Here is a 16,100-nt window from a genome sequence, read left to right as displayed (position 1 = left end):
CCGGTGATCTCACGCTTCTTTATCGACCGCCCGGTATTTTCCGCGGTCATCTCCATCGTTATCGTGCTGGCGGGCCTGATGGCCATGCGCAGCTTGCCTATCGCCCAATACCCGCAGATTCTCCCGCCGCAAGTCTCGGTCACCGCCACCTATGGTGGGGCCAGTGCCCAGGTGATCGCTGAAACCGTGGCCGCGCCGCTGGAACAGTCGATCAACGGCGTTGAGGGGATGATCTACCAGCAGTCCAACTCCGGCGGAAACGCCATGAGCCTGTCGGTGTATTTCGAGGTGGGTCGCGACCCCGATCAGGCCACCATCGACGTCAACAACCGGGTGCAGGCTGCGCTGGCCAAGCTGCCGGAAGAAGTGCGTCGCCAGGGCGTCAAGGTGCAGAAGAAGTCCTCGGACATTCTTCAGGTGGTCACCCTGTATTCGCCGGACGGTTCGAAGGACCCGGTGTTTATCAGCAACTACGCGCTGATCAACGTGATCGATGAGCTCAAACGTCTGCCGGGTGTGGGTGACGTCAGCCAGTTCGGCTCGAAAGACTATTCCATGCGCATCTGGCTGCGCCCGGACAAGCTGGCGCAGTACAACCTGACGCCGACCGATGTGGTCAATTCGATTCGTGAGCAAAACTCGCAATTCGCCGCCGGCAGCTTCGGTCAGCAGCCGCTTGAGCAAGAGCAGGACTTCACCTACACGGTGACCACCCAGGGCCGCTTCACCGACCCGAAAGAATTCGAAAACGTCATTCTGCGTACCGATGACACCGGCGCCAGCCTGCTGCTCAAGGATGTCGCGCGGATCGAACTGGGGGCTCAGGATTACTCGCTGATGACCTCGCTCAACGGTCAGCAGAACGCCGCCTTCGGTGTGTACCTGCAGCCGGGTGCGAATGCCCTGGACACCGCCGACGCGGTCAGCAAGACCCTGGAACGGCTGTCGAAGAACTTCCCCAGCGGCATGACCTACAAGGTGCCATACGACACCACCACCTTCGTCAGGGTGTCGATCGAGGAGGTGATTCACACCTTCTTCGAGGCCTTGGTGCTGGTGGTGCTGGTGGTGTTTATCTTCCTGCAGAACTGGCGCGCCACGCTGATTCCGGTGCTGGCGATTCCGGTCTCGCTGGTCGGCACATTTGCCGGCATGTATATGCTCGGTTTCTCGATCAACCTGCTGACCCTGTTCGGCATGGTGCTGGCCATCGGTATCGTGGTGGATGACGCGATTGTGGTGATCGAGAACGTCGAGCGGGTGATGGCCGAAGACAAGATCGGCCCGCGTGAAGCAACCATCAAGGCCATGGAAGAAGTGACCGGGCCGATCGTCGCCATCGTTCTGGTGCTCTGCGCGGTATTCGTGCCGGTGGGCTTCCTCGGCGGCCTGGCCGGGGAGATGTATAAACAGTTCGCCATCACCATTGCCGTGTCGGTGGTGATTTCCGGCATCGTCGCCCTGACCCTGAGCCCGGCACTGTGTGCCTTGCTGCTCAAGCCTGGGCATCACCAACCGGCCGCGCCATTCCGCGCCTTCAACCGGGTCTTCGACAAGCTGACCCACGGTTACACCGCCGGCGTGCGCTTCTTCCTCAAACGTTCGGCGGTCGGCCTGCTGCTGTTCGGCGCGATGATTGCGCTGATGGTGGTGCTGTTCAACCGGGTGCCCAGCTCGCTGGTGCCCAGTGAAGACCAGGGCTATGTGATTAATGCCTACTTCCTGCCGCCGGCCGCGTCGCTAACCCGTACCGAGAAGCTTACCGGTGACGTGACCCAGCAGCTGATGGCGCACCCGGCGGTAAAAGACGTAGTGACCTTTGCCGGTTACGACATTCTCTCCTCCGGCACCCGTAGCAGTTCCGGGGTGTCCTTCGTGCCGCTGAAAGACTGGAGCGAGCGCACCACGCCCGAGCTGGATGCGCGCAACCTGACCCGTGAATTCATGGGCATGGGCGCGGCGCAGAAGGACGGCATGGTGATGAGCTTCAACCCGCCGGCGATTACCGGCATGAGCACCACGGGTGGCTTCGAAGGCTATATCCAGGACCGCAGCGGTGGTACCACCGCGCAACTGGCGGTCAAGGTGCAGGCCTTCCTCGCCGCAGCGGCCAAGCGCCCTGAGCTGGCTGGGGTGCAGAGCACCTTCAGCGCCAACGTGCCGCAGTATTTTATTGACCTCGATCGCACCAAGGCGCGGGCCCTGGGCGTGCCGGTGAATGATGTCTTCACCGCCATGCAGTCGACCTTCGGCAGCTACTACGTCAACGACTTCAGCCTGTATGGCCGTACCTTCCAGGTCAGCCTGCAGGCCGAAGCGGATTTCCGCCGCAAGCCCGAAGATCTGTCGCAGATCTATGTGCGCGCCGCCAGTGGTGAGCTGGTGTCGTTGGCCAGCCTGGTCAAGGTCGAGCGGATTCTCGGCCCGGACACTTACGCACGCTTCAACGTCTACCCGGCGGCGAAGATTCTCGGCGGCCCGGCACCGGGTTACAGCTCGGGGCAGGCGTTGAGTGCCGTTCAGGACGTGGCCAATGAAGTGCTGGGCAATGAATACAGCATCGGCTGGACCGGCTCGGCCTATCAGGAACTGGCGACCCAGGGTTCGGGCAGCAGCGCCTTTATCTTTGGCCTGATCATGGTGTTCCTGATTCTCGCCGCGCAGTACGAGCGCTGGACCCTGCCGTTGGCGGTGGTTACCGCGGTGCCGTTTGCGGTGTTCGGCGCGATTCTCGCGGTGTGGCTGCGCGGCATCGAGAACGACCTGTACTTCCAGGTCGGCCTGGTCACCCTGATCGGTCTGGCGGCGAAGAACGCCATCCTTATCGTCGAGTTCGCCGTCATGTGCAGGCACCAGGGCATGGGCATCTTCGAGTCGGCGCTGGAGGCTGCACGCCTGCGTTTCCGCCCGATCGTGATGACCTCGCTGGCCTTTATTCTCGGCGTGATCCCCTTGGCGATCAGCAGCGGTGCCGGCTCTGCCAGCCGTCACTCGATCGGTACCGGGGTGATCGGCGGGATGCTGGCGGCGACCTTCCTGGCGATTTTCGTTATCCCGATGTTCTACATGCTGGTGGAGTCGGCCGCGGCCAAACTGAGTGGCGGGCGCAAGAAGGTCGATAAAGCTCCAGAGGCTTAACACCGAGCGCAGCAGCCAGCTGCTGCGCTTTGGCGAGAACTGAAAGTCCCGGACCGGTTCCGGGTGGTGACGACACCCCACGGTCTTTGGCCGGCGGGGTGTTGTCATTATTGCTGACCAATTTAACCATCCGTCTGGATACCCATGCCGTTACGTATTTTGTTGATTCTCGGCGCGCTGAGCGCCTTTGGCCCGCTGGCCATCGATTTCTACCTGCCAAGCTTTCCGGCGCTGGCGCGTGCCTTTGGCACTGACGTGGAGCATGTGCAGCAGTCGCTGGCGGCCTATTTCGTCGGCTTGGCGATTGGCCAACTGGTATACGGGCCGCTGGCGGACCGTTTCGGCCGGCGCATGCCGTTGCTGGTTGGCCTGATGCTGTTCAGCCTGGCCTCGTTGGCCTGTGCCCTGGCACCGAGCCTGGAGTGGCTGATTGTCGCGCGCTTCGTGCAGGCTTTGGGTGGCTGCGCCGGGATGGTGGTGTCGCGCGCCGTGGTACGTGACATGTGCGACCCGATCAATTCGGCCAAGGTGTTTTCCCAGCTGATGCTGGTGATGGGCCTGGCCCCGATCCTCGCGCCATTGGCGGGTGGTCTGCTGCTTAGCACCCTGGGCTGGCCGTCGATCTTTATCTGCCTGACCCTGTTCAGCCTGCTGTGCATGCTGGCGGTGGCCCAGTGGCTGCCGGAAACCCTGGCCAAGGACGCGCCGGTTGCACCTTTGCGCGGGGCCATCGGCGAGTACCGCCGGCTGTTCGGCGACTGGCCGTTTCTCGGCCACGCCCTGACCGGCGGCTTTGCCGTGGCCGGCATGTTTGCCTACATCGCCGGTTCGCCATTCGTGTTTATCGAGTTGTACGGGGTGCCGGCCGCGCACTACGGCTGGTTGTTCGGCAGCAACGCCCTGGGCTTTATTCTGGTGGCGCAGCTGAATGCCTGGCTGGTGGCGCGGCATGGCCCGAGTTACTGGTTGCGCCGTGCCGTGTGGTTCTACCTGGCGTGTGGCCTGGCGCTGCTGCTGGTGGCGCTGGCCAAGCCGCTGACCCTGTGGCCGCTGATGCTGCCGCTGTTTGGCTGCATCGCCTGTCTCGGCATTCTGTTGCCCAATGCCACGGCGAGTGCCATGGCCGGGCAGGGTAGCCATGCCGGCAGTGCCTCGGCGTTGCTCGGCAGCCTGCAATTCGCCATTGCCGCCAGCGCGGCAGGCCTGGTCGGGGTGCTGCATGACGGCAGCGCCTGGCCGATTGCCGTGGTGATCTTCAGCTGTGGTGTGCTGACGGTGAGTTTTTCGCTGTTTACCCGCCAGGCCGAGCGCGCGCTGGCGCGCGTCGGCTCGATCCAGCGCTAGCTGGCGGCGCGCTGCCTGAGCGGCAGCTCGGGCAGTACGTGCGGTGCCTGCAGGCGCGCTTGCAGGGTGCTGACAAACTGGCGGGCCTCGGCCTCGCTGCGAAAGGTCACGCTATGGTTGGCAAAGCGCACTTGCCAGCTAGAACCATTGGCGTTGTTGACAGGCTGGATCATGACGTTCATTGACGGGCCTCCCTCTGCAACTCTGCAAGAAAGGCGAGTCTAGTCGTTCAATATGAACTTTCATTGACCTGTAACAATTGAATGACTGATGGCGTGCCGTTGGTCCATTCAGCCGCTTCGCTCAGCTGATGGTGGCGGCGCTGAACTGTACGGCCAGCCCGGCCAGGCGGGTGAATTCGGTGACCAGGGCGATGTCGCTGGGGCTGGGGCGCGTCGGTTTGGCGTAGTAAATGCCGAAGGTGCCCAGCACCTGGCCATTGTCATCCTTGAACGGCAGCGACCAGCAGGCGTGCAAGCCGGCTGCCAGCGCCTGGGCCTTGTACGCATGCCAGTAGGGGTGCGTGCTGACGTCTTCGGCGATCACCAGCTCGCCACTGCAGGCGGCATGCCCGCAGGAACCCACTTCCAGCGCTGCGTGCAGGCCTTCGATGGCCTGGCAGTAAGCTGTCGACAAGTTGGGCGCGGCACCGACATGCAGGCGCTGTTGTTCGTCGAGCAGCATGATCGACACCAGCATTTGCGGCTGCAGGCTTTCCAGGCGGCGACTGATGCCCGTGAGGATGCTGCGCAGGGGGTGCAGGCCGAGCAGCTCATCGAGCACTGCGTTGCGCGCCTGTTGCAGTTGCAGGGTCTGGTGGCGCTCATGGATGTCCCGCAGGCTGCCGTGCAGGCCCTGCTCTGGCAGGCTCTGGTTAAGTTGCAGTTCGACCCGGCGGGTCTGCCCGTCGCGGGTCAGCAGCTGGCACTCGATGCGCAGGTTATCCAGCTTGCCGCAGCTGAGCTCTTGCAGATGCTGGCTCTGCGGGTGCTGGCCCAGCTCAGGCATAAAACGTTGCAGGGGACTGCCCAGGCTTTCATGGGGCGAGTAACCGCTGATCTGCGTCCAGGCCGGGTTGAGAAAGTTCAGGCGGCCTGCTGCGTCGGTGATAAAGATGGCGTCGCTGAGGTGTTCGACCAGGGCGCGGTAGCGGGTCTCACTGATATGCAGTTCGCTGTGTATCTGCTTCTGCTCGCTCAAGTCGATATCGACGCAGTACAGCTCCAGCTGGTCGAGGCTGTTGCGCAGCATCAGGTGGCTGGAATAGACCCACACCAGGCTGCCGTCCTTGCGTTGCAGTTGCAGTTCGGCCGCCGCAATCGGCGGGCCACCGAGCTGCCACAGGTTGATTGCGCTGGCCACCTTGCTACGCGCTTGCGACGGCACGATCAACTCTTCCAGGCGGCGGCCCATCACCTCGTGCATCTCGTAGCCGTAGAGCTGGGTGCTGGCCTGGTTCCAGTAGATCACCCGGCGTTCGCGGTCGTAGCCTTGCACGGCAATCCGCGGGGTTTGCTCGAACAACTGGCGAAAGCGTTGCTCACTCTCGCGCAGAGCGCTTTCATCACGCTTCTGCGCGCTGATGTTCTGCACGGTGCCGAGAATGCGGCCGTGCTCGCCGACTTCGCCGCGCAGCATCAGCCAGGTCGGCTGCTGTTGCTGCGGTTGCAGCAAGCGGGCGCTGACCGTCAGTGCTGTGTGGTCATGCAGCAGCGCCTGCAGCGCGCGTTGTGCGGCAGGGCGTTCGGCGGGGTGCAGCCAGCTGAGCAGCTGCTCCAGATCGCCCTGCGGGCTGCTGTCGTCGTGGCCGAGCAAGGCCAGGGCTTCCGGGCTCCAGTGAAAACCATTGCGGTATTCCCAGCTGCCGAGCGCCGCGTTGCGTTGCGTCTGTTGCAGTAGCTGGCTGTTGTGCGTCAGCTCTTCGAGCAGGCGGCGCTGGGCCTGGCGGTCACGGTAACTGACAAAGAAGATCAGCCAGCTGCTGAGCAGAATGAACAGCAGGCCTTTGCCCGTTTGCAGATCAGTGGTCAGCGCGCTGTCGTGAACCACGGCGCGGAGCAGGTAGTCGCTGCCGAGAATCCATACGCCGCTGAAGAGGATATACACGCCGGCCAGTCGCAACGGGCCTTGAATATCGGGTCGCATCCTTACCGCCCATGGAGCAGAGTTGATCGAACGTCTATCGGTTCGCCACACCGGCCGCCATGCAAGCGCTGGCGCTGAGCAAAGTTTAGTCGGCTGCGACAGGGCTGCATGGTGACGCCACAGTATTTGTGCGCCGCCAAACGCCCGTGTGGGGCCTGAGCAGGCCCTAGCGTCGGGTTTAACCGGCGGGGGCCGGCGGCGTAGGGGTTTGCAGTTGCTGCAAGGCTTTTTCGCTGCCGTTATGCAGCGGTACCCCGAGGTCGCGCCGGGCCGTCTTGGGCGATAACTGGCTGCCCTGAATGCTGCCGTGTTGCAGCCACTGGCTGTCCGGGGAGAACAGCAGGCGCACCAGTTTCTCGACTTCACGCTCGGTCAGCTGGTCATCGGTAAGCAGCATGCTGCTTACCGCTAGCGTCGGCACGGCCTGCTCTTGCTGCGGGTAGGTAGCTCTGGGCAGGTTGAAGGCAAAACTCCCGGGGTGCTGTTGTTGCAGGCGGCTGACGGCGGTTTCCTCCAGCGGCAACAGGCGCAGGTCGAAGGCTTCACTGGCGGCGCGGATACTGTCGGCCGGCGCGCCGATGACCTGGATCAGCGCATCCAGTTGGTTGTTACGCAAGGCCCCGAGGGCCTGTTGCAGGTCCAGTTCAGTGGCCGCCGCCAGATCATCCGGTTGCAGTCCATGGGCGGCCAGCACTGCCAGTGCGGTAAGGCGCGAGGCCGAGCCCGGCTGGCCAATATTGACGCGCTTGCCACGCAGGTCGGGCATGCCCTGCAGCGGGCTCATGGCGCTGACCAGTACATGCACGGGTTCGGGATAGAGGCTGGCGATGGCGCGCAGTTTGAGGTCGGGGCCGGCATCCTGGAAGGGACCGCTGCCGTGCGCGGCAGCGTAGGCGGCATCGCTTTGTGACAGGGCTATCACCACCTCACCACGGCGCAGCATGCGCAGGTTGTCCAGACCGCCTTCGGTGTTCAGGGCATGCACATTCACCCCTTGGTCTTTCATCAACGCGCTGAGGGCTTGGGCGAAGCGCGCGTACTGCCCGGCTGGCGGTCCGCCGGCCAGCGGGTAACCGTTTTCCAGGCGGGAAAGACGGCCCTGGATATTGGCCAGCGAGCGTTCCAGTTCATCGCTGATGGCTTTGCGCTCCTGTGGGCCGCTGCCGCCAGGGGCGAGGTTGAGCGCGGTGCTGATGGCGTTCACCAGGTTTTCCCGGGTGGTGCTGCCGCCTTCACCCGATTGGGCCGCGCGCGGCGCGGTGAAACCCTGTGGCACCACGGCCTGCCAGGTGCCGTCCTGTTCGCGGTAGATCAGGCTGCCATGCACCTTGAGCAGGTCGCCGGCGCGATTGCCGCCGCTCTCGATCCCGGACAGGCCACGTGGTCCAGCCCCCAGAGCAGTGACCAGGCTGGCCACGCCGGGCGAGTCCCAGGCACCGAAGTCCTGATCCTGTTCGACCTTGAGGGTGGCGTCGAAGTAGATCACCAGGCGTTTCTCCCCGTCCGGGGCGTGGGCGTCGTTGGCCGAACCGCGCCGTTGCAGCTCGCTAAGGCTCAGCACCGCCGTCGGAAAGGCCTGTTGCAGGCGTTGTTGCAGATCCGCCTGCAAGGTGTCCGGGGCCGGGACGCGGGAGCAGGCGGTGAGTAACGCAGCGCAAAGCAGCATGATCAGCAGGCGCATGCTCAACCTCCAATCCAGGGCAGTGACAGAAACCCGGTGAGAGCCAGGGCATTGAGCAGGTCGATCAGAAACGCGCCGACCAGGGGCACTACCAGAAAGGCCTGGGGCGCGGGGCCGTATTTCTGGGTGATCGCCTGCATATTGGCGATGGCGGTGGCGGTCGCGCCCATGGCGAAGCCGCAGAAGGCGGCGGACATCACTGCGCTTTCGTAGTCGCGCCCCACGGCGCGATACACCAGCAGGCCACCATAGACCACGACCACGACCAATTGCCCCAGCAGGATCAACAGCAGCGGGCCGGCCAGGCTGGCCACGCTGGCCAGGTTCAGCGCCATCATGGTCATGGCCAGAAACAGCGCCAGGGTCAGGCTGGAGAGCATGTCGATGGCCGCGTCGTTGAGATGCAGGCCGATCAGATGGCCGCCATTGCGGATCAGTACGCCCAGCAGCAAACACCAGAGAAAACTCGGCAAGGTCACCGGCCCACCGCTGACCAGGTCGGCCAGCCAGCTGCCGGCGAGCACCGCGATCAGCACCGCCGCCAGTACCGGAATCAGGTTGCCTGCGCTGATGGGCGCGGCTTCGGCGGCGTTGTCGCTAACGTGGCTGACGGCGGCATGGCCATCGCTGCCAGCCAGGTGGTGGCGTTTGATCAGCCACTGCGCCAGCGGCCCGCCGCAGACGCCGCCGAGCACCAGACCGAGGGTGGCCCCGGTCATCGCCAGTTCCATGATCGACTGGATGTTGTGCACTTCGGCAAAGCGCTCGGCATAGGCCGCGCCAGTACCGTGGCCGCCGATCAGGGTGATGCTGCCACCGATCAGGCCCATCAGCGGATGCATGTCCAGGCCCCAGGCGATCAGTAGCCCAGTGATGTTCTGCAGCAACAGGAACGGGATCAGCACCAGCACGAACATCAACAGGCGCTTGCCGCCCTGCTTGAGCAGGCTGAGATTGGCCAACAGGCCCACGGCGGCGAAAAACGCCAGCAGCAGTACCGGTTTGAGGGTGGAGTCGAACTCCAGGCTGAAGCTGCTGAGTTTGCCGCTGATCAGCATGCCGACAGCAAACAGCAGGCCGCCGGTGATCGGGTCGGGAATGTTGTAGTGCGACAACAGCGGTATCAGGCGGTTGACCCAGCGCCCGAGCAGCAGCACCAGGACTGCGATCAGCAAGGTTTCCACGGGAAGTAAGGTCACTGCGGCGCTCCTTGCAATGGACGTCCGCAGCCAGCGCCACGGCGTTATCGCCGCGGCGGGTTGCTGCGTGCTTTGCAAGAGTTCTAGCTAAGGAACGGCGCGCTGTCGAACCGCGCGACGGTGCTTGCGTTGTTGGCCAAGCACCGTGCTAGAGAGCGTGCGTGGTTTAGAACCCTTCGAGCACGATCTTGCCGCGCGCCATGCCGCTTTCCAGCAGCGCGTGGGCGCGGCGCAGGTTGCTCGCGTTGATCGCGCCGAAGTGCTCGCCGAGGGTGGTTTTCAGGGTGCCGGCGTCGATCAGCCCGGCGACCCGATCGAGCAGGCGGTGCTGCTCAAGCATATCGGCGGTCTGGAACAGCGAGCGGGTGTACATAAACTCCCAGTGCAGCGACAGGCTCTTGCGCTTGAGCTTGACCACGTCGAGTTGCGCCGGGTCGTCGATCAGCGCCAGGCGGCCTTGCGGAGCCAGGGCTTCGACCAGTTCATCGAAGTGCTGGTCGGTCTGGGTCAGGCTGGCGACATGGGTCACCTGTGGGATGCCGATGCGCTTGAGCTCTGCGCTCAGCGGTTGGCTATGGTCGATTACGTGGTGCGCGCCGAGTTCGCGCACCCAGGCTTGGGTCTCGGGGCGGGATGCTGTGCCGATCACGGTCAGACCGGTGAGCTTGCGCGCTAGCTGGGTCAGAATCGACCCGACACCGCCGGCCGCGCCAACGATCAGCAGGCTCTGGCCCTGATCGGCGTTGCCCTGGCTGATCTGCAAACGCTCGAACAGCAGCTCCCAGGCGGTGATCGCGGTCAGCGGCAGGGCGGCGGCTTCGGCGAACGGCAGGCTCTTGGGCATATGCCCGACGATGCGTTCGTCCACCACATGCAGCTCGCTGTTGGCCCCGGGGCGGTCGATGGCCCCGGCGTAGTACACCCGGTCACCGGGTTGGAACAGGCTGACCTCGCTGCCCACCGCCTTGACGATGCCGGCGGCGTCCCAGCCGAGCACCTTGGCTTCGCCGGCTGGCGGGCTGACGTTACGGCGGATCTTGCTGTCCACCGGGTTGACCGAGATGGCGTGCACCTGCACCAGCAGGTCGCGTGGGCCGGGCGTGGGTTCTGGCAGCTGGATATCCTGCAACGCGTCGGGGTGTTCGGCCGGCAGGGATTGGTAGTAGGCAATGGCTTTCATCGTGGGCTCCTAGAGGATGCGCTGCATGGGTTGTTGCTCGACCTTGGCCAGCAAGGCCCCGCAGGTTTTACCGAAGGTCAGGAAGTGCGCGGTCTGCTGGTGCGCGCTGAGGGCGGCGGCGTCCTGCCACTGTTCGATCATGCTGAACCGCGCCGGGTTGTCCTGATGGCGATGCAGGTTGTATTGCAGGCAGCCGGCTTCGGCCTGGCTCGGTGCGACCAGCAGACGCAGGCCGGCTTCGACGGCGGCTTCCTGGCCGGGCAGGGCGGTGATGGTGGCAATCAGGGTCAGTGGCGTGGGCATGGCGGACTCCGGTTCAAGTGGTGCCCATGCTCGGTTATTTGATTGACGAGAAAAACAGCGTGGAACTAGAGTCTCTTTCAATAAATTATTGAAAATACCTCGCCATGCTGCGTTTCGATGACCTCCAGCTGTTTGTGCGTACCGCCGAGACTGGCAGCCTGTCCGCCGCCGCCCGCCTGTTGGATATTTCCCCGGCGGTGGCCAGCGCCGCGCTCAAACGCCTGGAACAGCAACTGGAAACGCGCCTGCTGCTGCGTTCCACCCGCAGCCTGCGCCTGACGCCTGAGGGCGAGCTGTTTCTCGGCCATGCGCGCCTGGCCTTGCAGAGCCTCGACGATGGCCGCCAGCAACTGGCCGGCAGCAAGGTCGGCATCAGCGGGCAGTTGCAGCTGTCCGCACCCTCGGATTTCGGCCGCAATACCCTGCTGCCCTGGCTCGATGAATTCCAGTTGGCCCACCCGCAGTTGCACCTGCGCCTGCTGCTGGGCGACCGCGTTACCGACCTGTTTCGTGAGTCGGTGGAGATCGCCCTGCGCTATGGCGCGCCGGAGGATTCCAGCCTGGTCGCCTTGCCGGTGGCTGCCAGTAATCGCCGTGTGCTCTGCGCCGCGCCGGCCTACCTGGCGCAACACGGCGAGCCGCAAACCCTGGAGCAACTGGCTGAGCACAATTGCCTGCTGTATATGCTCGGTGGCCGGGTGCACGAGCGCTGGCGCTTCAGTGACGGCCGCCGTGAACAGAGCCTGAGCGTCAGCGGTGACCGGGTCAGTGACGATGCCGATGTGGTGCGGCGCTGGGCCGTGGCCGGGGCCGGGCTGGTGTATAAATCCTGGCTGGACGTGGCCGCAGATGTGCAGGCCGGGCGGCTCAAGGTGCTGCTGACAGACTGGCTCGGCGAGCCGACGCCGCTCAACCTGATCTGCGCCCACCGCGCGCAGTTGCGTAAGCCGGTGCACCTGCTGCGTGAGTTCGTCCAGCAACGCTGCGGCGAACTGCTGGCACAAGCGCCCTGGCCCCACTAAGATTGCCGGCAGCCCTGCTGCGGCATTCAATCGCAGCCGTGCTGCGCGAACCGCGCTGCTGACCAATGCTAGAGTCGCGCCCCATGAAGCTGAGCCGTACTGACCGTCGCCTGCTGGCCTGGATGCTGTATTTCAGCGTGCTGTTCAGTGCGTTCGCCTGCAGTATCGGGCACGGGCAGATGGCTGGTTTGCAGCTTAGCGGCCTGAGCAGCCAGTACTGCTCCTTCGAGGGCAACTTCGGTGCGGGTGCCGATCTGGACGGTTCAGGTGTAGTGGCACCCAATCCTGCGACTGGCTCCGGCTGCTCCCTGAGTTCCACCTTCAGTGCGATCATCCTCGCGGCGTTCTTCGGCCTGTTGGGATTGCTGGCACCCAGCCGTACGCCACTGCTGACCTTCTTCTTCACCCCGCGACCTGTTCGCTATCTCTGGCCCTCGGCCAATCCCCGCGCTTCCCCTTTGCTGGCTTAAGTCCCGTGGCGCTTTTGCGCGCCTCTGTAGCCACTTAATAGCAGATAAAAAACCAGAGTTTGCCGGTGCCTGAATGCCTGAGATCAGGCCGCACCCGGTGAGCCATGATTGGGGAAGTCTATGCGTCAGTTACCCGTTATCAGCCTGTTGGCGCTCAGCGTCAGCCTGGCCAGCGCGGCCCATGCCGAACATATCAACCTGCAAGACACCACCATCGTCGCCAAGCAGCAGGCTGACACCACCGCACCGAGCATCAGCGAGAAGCGCGCCGAGTTCGCGCGGATTCCCGGCGGCGTGACCGTGGTCGATGCAGAAACCTACAAGACCGGGCGCGCCAGCACGCCGCAGGATGCTCTGGGCCAGGCCACCGGGGTGTATATCCAGTCGCGTTCCGGGGCCGAGGAGTCGCGCTTGTCGATTCGCGGCTCGGGCCTGCAGCGCACCTTCCACCAGCGCGGCATTCTGCTGATGCAGGACGGCGCACCGCTGAACCTGGCCGACGGCAGTGGCGACTTCCAGAGCATCGAGCCGATTGCCCTGGACCATATTGAAGTCATGCGTGGGGCCAACGCCTGGCGCTATGGCGCGGCCAACCTGGGCGGTGCGATCAACTTCGTCACGCCCACCGGCAAGACCGCGCCGAAGGTGCAGCTGCGCAGCGAGGCCGGCAGTTTCGACTATCAGCGCGTCTTCGGCGCGGTGGCGGAGGACTTTGGCGACTGGGATGCCTACCTGAGTTTCTCCGACTATGCCCAGGACGGTTTCCGCGATCACGCGCGCCAGGAGAACCAGCGCTACTTCGCCAACCTTGGCGGCCGCCTCAACGAGCGGTTGTCGACGCGCTTCTATATCAGCCATGTGGAAACCGATTCGGAAATCCCTGGTAGCCTGACCAAGGCGCAGCTGCGCGATAACCCCGAGCAGGCGGCGCTGAGCGCGGTGGTTGGCGATAACAAGCGCGATTTCACCCTCAACCGCATCGGCAATATCACCACCCTGCAACTGGAAGACGGCCACAGCCTGGAGCTGTCGAGTTTCTATAGCGAGAAGTCGTTGTGGCACCCGATCTTCCAGGTGCTGGAAGTCGACAGCGAAGACCTTGGCGCGCGCCTGACTCATAAGTGGCAGAACAGCGAGGGCTGGCGCTGGAACGGCGGCGTCGAGGTGCTGCAAGGGCGCAACCAGGCTGAAAACTACGTCAATGTGCGCGGCAAACGTGGCAACCAGGTCGATCGCCAGGTGCAGACCGCGAGCAGCCTCAACGCCTTCGGCGAACTGGAAGTGCCGCTGGCCGAGCACTGGGCGCTGATTGGCGGCCTGGCCTGGCTGCACAGTGAGCGCGATATCGATGACAAGCTGAAAAGCAGCTTCAACTTTGTCGGCAACCCGACCGGTTACCAGGACGCCTCGTTCAATAAGCACTACAGCGCGCGGATCGGCCGGATCGGCGTGCGCCATGACCTGGCCGAGGGCGTGCAGCTGTTCAGTAACCTCAGCCAAAGCTACGAGCCGCCGACCTTCAGTGAGCTGACCGGCGGGGCCATCGTCACCGAGAACGATGCACAGAAGGCCACCACGCTGGAGGCCGGCATGCGCTTCAACCAGGGCGACCTCGACCTCGATCTGGCGCTGTACCGCAGCGAGATCCGTGACGAGCTGCTCGGCTACGTCAACCCGCTGGCCCCGACTCAGGTGATCACCACCAACGCCGACCGCACGATTCATCAGGGCATCGAGTTCGGCGGGGCCTGGCAGCTCGGTGAGCTGGTGCTGCGCGGCCAGTACCTGCTCAACGACTTCCGCTTCGACAATGACCCGGTGTACGGCGATAACCGCATCGCCGGCGTGCCGAGCCAGTTCCTCAAGGGCGAGCTGCTGTGGCAGCGCGAGGGCTGGTACGCCGGGCCGACGCTGGAGTGGGTACCGGTGCATTACGCCGCCGACCATGCCGAGTCGTTGTATGCCGAAAGCTACGCGATTTGGGGCCTCAAGGGCGGCTACCGGCCGAGCGAGGGGCTGGGCTTCTTCGTCGAGGGGCGCAATCTCTCCGACAAGACCTATATCGCCACCACCGGTGTAGTCGCCAATGCCCGTGGCCAGGATGCCGCGCTGTTTATGCCGGGTGACGGTCGCAGCCTGTATGTCGGCCTGGAGTGGAAGCTTTGACCGCGGCGCTGCAAGCGCATGAGCTGCCACGCCTGACCTGGCGTCAGCGTCTGCTGCGGCTGATGCCGTGGCACAAGCGCCTGGCGCTGCTGGCCTGCCTGGGCATCTTCAGTTGGGCGGGCAGCGGCATGTTGCACCCGCTGATGGGCTACCTGCAGCCGCGTCCGCAGACCATGGCCACGCCGCAGCAGGTGTTGCCGCTGGATAACCTGCGCAGTCCCGCGCAGGTGTTGGGTGCGGCCGGTATCGCGCAGGTGCAGGGCTTGCGCCTGCTGGTGCTGGCCGGCGAGCCCTATTACCAGGCGCGTCTGGCAGGCGAGCTGGAGCCGCGTTACTGGCATGCGCGCAGTGGTCAGGCCAGTGATGTGGCGGGTGCTCATGCCGAAAGCCTGGCGCGGCATTACCTGGGCCATAACGAGCCGTTGGCCTACGCCGGCAGCATCGAGCGGTTCAACGGCGAATACGCCTTTATCAACCGTCTGCTGCCGGTGGCGAGGGTCGATACCCAGCGTGATAACCAGTTGCGCCTGTATGTCGACCTGTTCCACGACCGTCTTGGCACTTTGGTCGATGAGCGCAAGGCCTGGTTCAGCGGCTTCTTCCAGACCCTGCACAGCTTCCGCTGGCTGGATGCCGCCGGGCCGCTGCGGCCGGTGTTGATGCTGGTGCTGCTGGCCTCGATTGTCTCGGCGACGCTGTTTGGTCTCAGCCTGTTCGTTGCCCGTCGTCGTGCTCGCAGCTTCAACCGGAGGCTGCATGGTTGGTGGGGGTTGGGGCTGGCATTGGCGACCCTGAGCTTTGCCAGCAGCGGTGCCTGGCACCTGCTGCACAAGCAGGGCGCGCAGCCTTGGCCGGAGCCATTCGTGGCGAGTTTTGCGGTGGCCGAGCTGGACAGCACGCCGGCTGCCGACTGGCTGCTTAGCGGTGAGGAGTTGTACATGCTCAGCCTGCTTGAACTCGACGATAAGCCGATCTGGCGCGCCCAGGGGCAGCAGTTTTCCAGCATGCCCAGCCTGCATTATCTCGATGCTCATGGCCGTGAACTGGGCAATGACACGCCGCGTCGCTATGCCCAGCAGCGCCTGGATCACTACGCCAAGAGCATGAATCTGGGGGCGGCGCAGCAGCTGACGTTGCAACATAACTTCGACCATGAATACGGCTTCGTCTTCAAACGCCTGCCGGTGTTCAAGGCCAGCTATGCAGATGCCCATAACACCGCGCTGTTTATCGACCCGCTGGACGGTGCCCTGGCCAGCCGCGTGCAGGATGCCGACCGGACTGAAGGCTGGACCTTCGCCTATCTGCATAAGTGGGAGTTTCTCGCAGGCTTGGGCAATGGCTACAAGCACCTGCTGCTTGGCCTCGTTGCGCTGGCCCATGTGTTGTTGGCGCTGGTGGGGCTGAGCCTGCTGCGCCGAGGGCAGCGCCGATGAGCCGCTGCCGATCCAT

General features: G+C 64.1%; 12 protein-coding genes. 6 read left to right on the top strand and 6 right to left on the bottom strand.

Going from position 1 to position 16,100, the window contains the following annotated elements; translation table 11 throughout:
• The first annotated feature begins 3 nt into the window (after positions 1-3).
• Together WBK23_RS17855 and WBK23_RS17850 are read left to right on the top strand one after the other, a co-directional pair.
• Positions 4-3,138, top strand: a complete 3,135-nt coding sequence (locus WBK23_RS17855; protein ID WP_424485277.1) for an efflux RND transporter permease subunit — start codon at positions 4-6, stop codon at positions 3,136-3,138.
• A gap of 144 nt (positions 3,139-3,282) precedes the next feature.
• The gene (locus tag WBK23_RS17850) at positions 3,283-4,482 is read left to right on the top strand and encodes a Bcr/CflA family multidrug efflux MFS transporter (protein ID WP_424485276.1); all 1,200 of its coding nucleotides are present in this window, start codon (positions 3,283-3,285) and stop codon (positions 4,480-4,482) included.
• On the opposite strand, the gene WBK23_RS17845 is transcribed toward WBK23_RS17850, so the two are convergent.
• From WBK23_RS17845 to WBK23_RS17820, 6 genes are all read right to left on the bottom strand, one after another.
• Positions 4,479-4,664: a hypothetical protein gene (locus tag WBK23_RS17845; RefSeq protein ID WP_424485275.1), complete on the bottom strand. Its 186-nt coding sequence runs from the start codon at positions 4,662-4,664 to the stop codon at positions 4,479-4,481. The two genes, WBK23_RS17850 and WBK23_RS17845, sit on opposite strands and share 4 nt — an antisense overlap.
• A 121-nt stretch (positions 4,665-4,785) precedes the next feature.
• Positions 4,786-6,627 carry a PAS domain S-box protein gene (locus WBK23_RS17840; RefSeq protein ID WP_424485274.1) on the bottom strand — a complete coding sequence of 614 codons (1,842 nt, stop codon included), beginning with the start codon at positions 6,625-6,627 and terminating at the stop codon, positions 4,786-4,788.
• A 178-nt stretch (positions 6,628-6,805) separates the two neighbouring features.
• Positions 6,806-8,308: a TAXI family TRAP transporter solute-binding subunit gene (locus tag WBK23_RS17835; RefSeq protein WP_424485273.1), complete on the bottom strand. Its 1,503-nt coding sequence runs from the start codon at positions 8,306-8,308 to the stop codon at positions 6,806-6,808.
• Between the two features lie 2 nt (positions 8,309-8,310).
• On the bottom strand, positions 8,311-9,507 hold the full coding sequence (gene gltS / locus WBK23_RS17830) for a sodium/glutamate symporter (RefSeq protein WP_424485272.1): 1,197 nt from the start codon (positions 9,505-9,507) through the stop codon (positions 8,311-8,313).
• Positions 9,508-9,673: 166 nt separating this feature from the next.
• Entirely contained in the window at positions 9,674-10,687 is a 1,014-nt protein-coding gene (locus tag WBK23_RS17825) for a zinc-binding alcohol dehydrogenase family protein (protein WP_424485271.1), read from the bottom strand.
• Positions 10,688-10,696: 9 nt separating this feature from the next.
• Entirely contained in the window at positions 10,697-10,990 is a 294-nt protein-coding gene (locus tag WBK23_RS17820) for a putative quinol monooxygenase (protein WP_424485270.1), read from the bottom strand.
• Positions 10,991-11,094: 104 nt separating this feature from the next.
• Between WBK23_RS17820 and WBK23_RS17815 the strand changes: the two genes are divergently transcribed.
• The 4 genes from WBK23_RS17815 (at position 11,095) to WBK23_RS17800 (ending at position 16,084) form a co-directional block, all read left to right on the top strand.
• The gene (locus tag WBK23_RS17815) at positions 11,095-12,012 is read left to right on the top strand and encodes a LysR family transcriptional regulator (RefSeq protein WP_424485269.1); all 918 of its coding nucleotides are present in this window, start codon (positions 11,095-11,097) and stop codon (positions 12,010-12,012) included.
• Positions 12,013-12,095: 83 nt separating this feature from the next.
• Positions 12,096-12,482 (top strand): DUF2946 domain-containing protein, encoded by a 387-nt coding sequence (locus WBK23_RS17810; protein ID WP_424485268.1) that lies wholly within the window; start codon positions 12,096-12,098, stop codon positions 12,480-12,482.
• 120 nt (positions 12,483-12,602) lie between these two features.
• Positions 12,603-14,648: a TonB-dependent receptor family protein gene (locus tag WBK23_RS17805; protein WP_424485267.1), complete on the top strand. Its 2,046-nt coding sequence runs from the start codon at positions 12,603-12,605 to the stop codon at positions 14,646-14,648.
• The gene (locus WBK23_RS17800; RefSeq protein WP_424485266.1) at positions 14,645-16,084 is read left to right on the top strand and encodes a hypothetical protein; all 1,440 of its coding nucleotides are present in this window, start codon (positions 14,645-14,647) and stop codon (positions 16,082-16,084) included. Before WBK23_RS17805 ends, WBK23_RS17800 begins: the two co-directional genes overlap by 4 nt.
• Positions 16,085-16,100 lie beyond the last annotated feature (16 nt).

This window comes from Pseudomonas sp. (assembly GCF_049653025.1).
GTDB lineage: Bacteria > Pseudomonadota > Gammaproteobacteria > Pseudomonadales > Pseudomonadaceae > Aquipseudomonas.
This window is presented reverse-complemented; position numbering and strand designations above follow the sequence as displayed.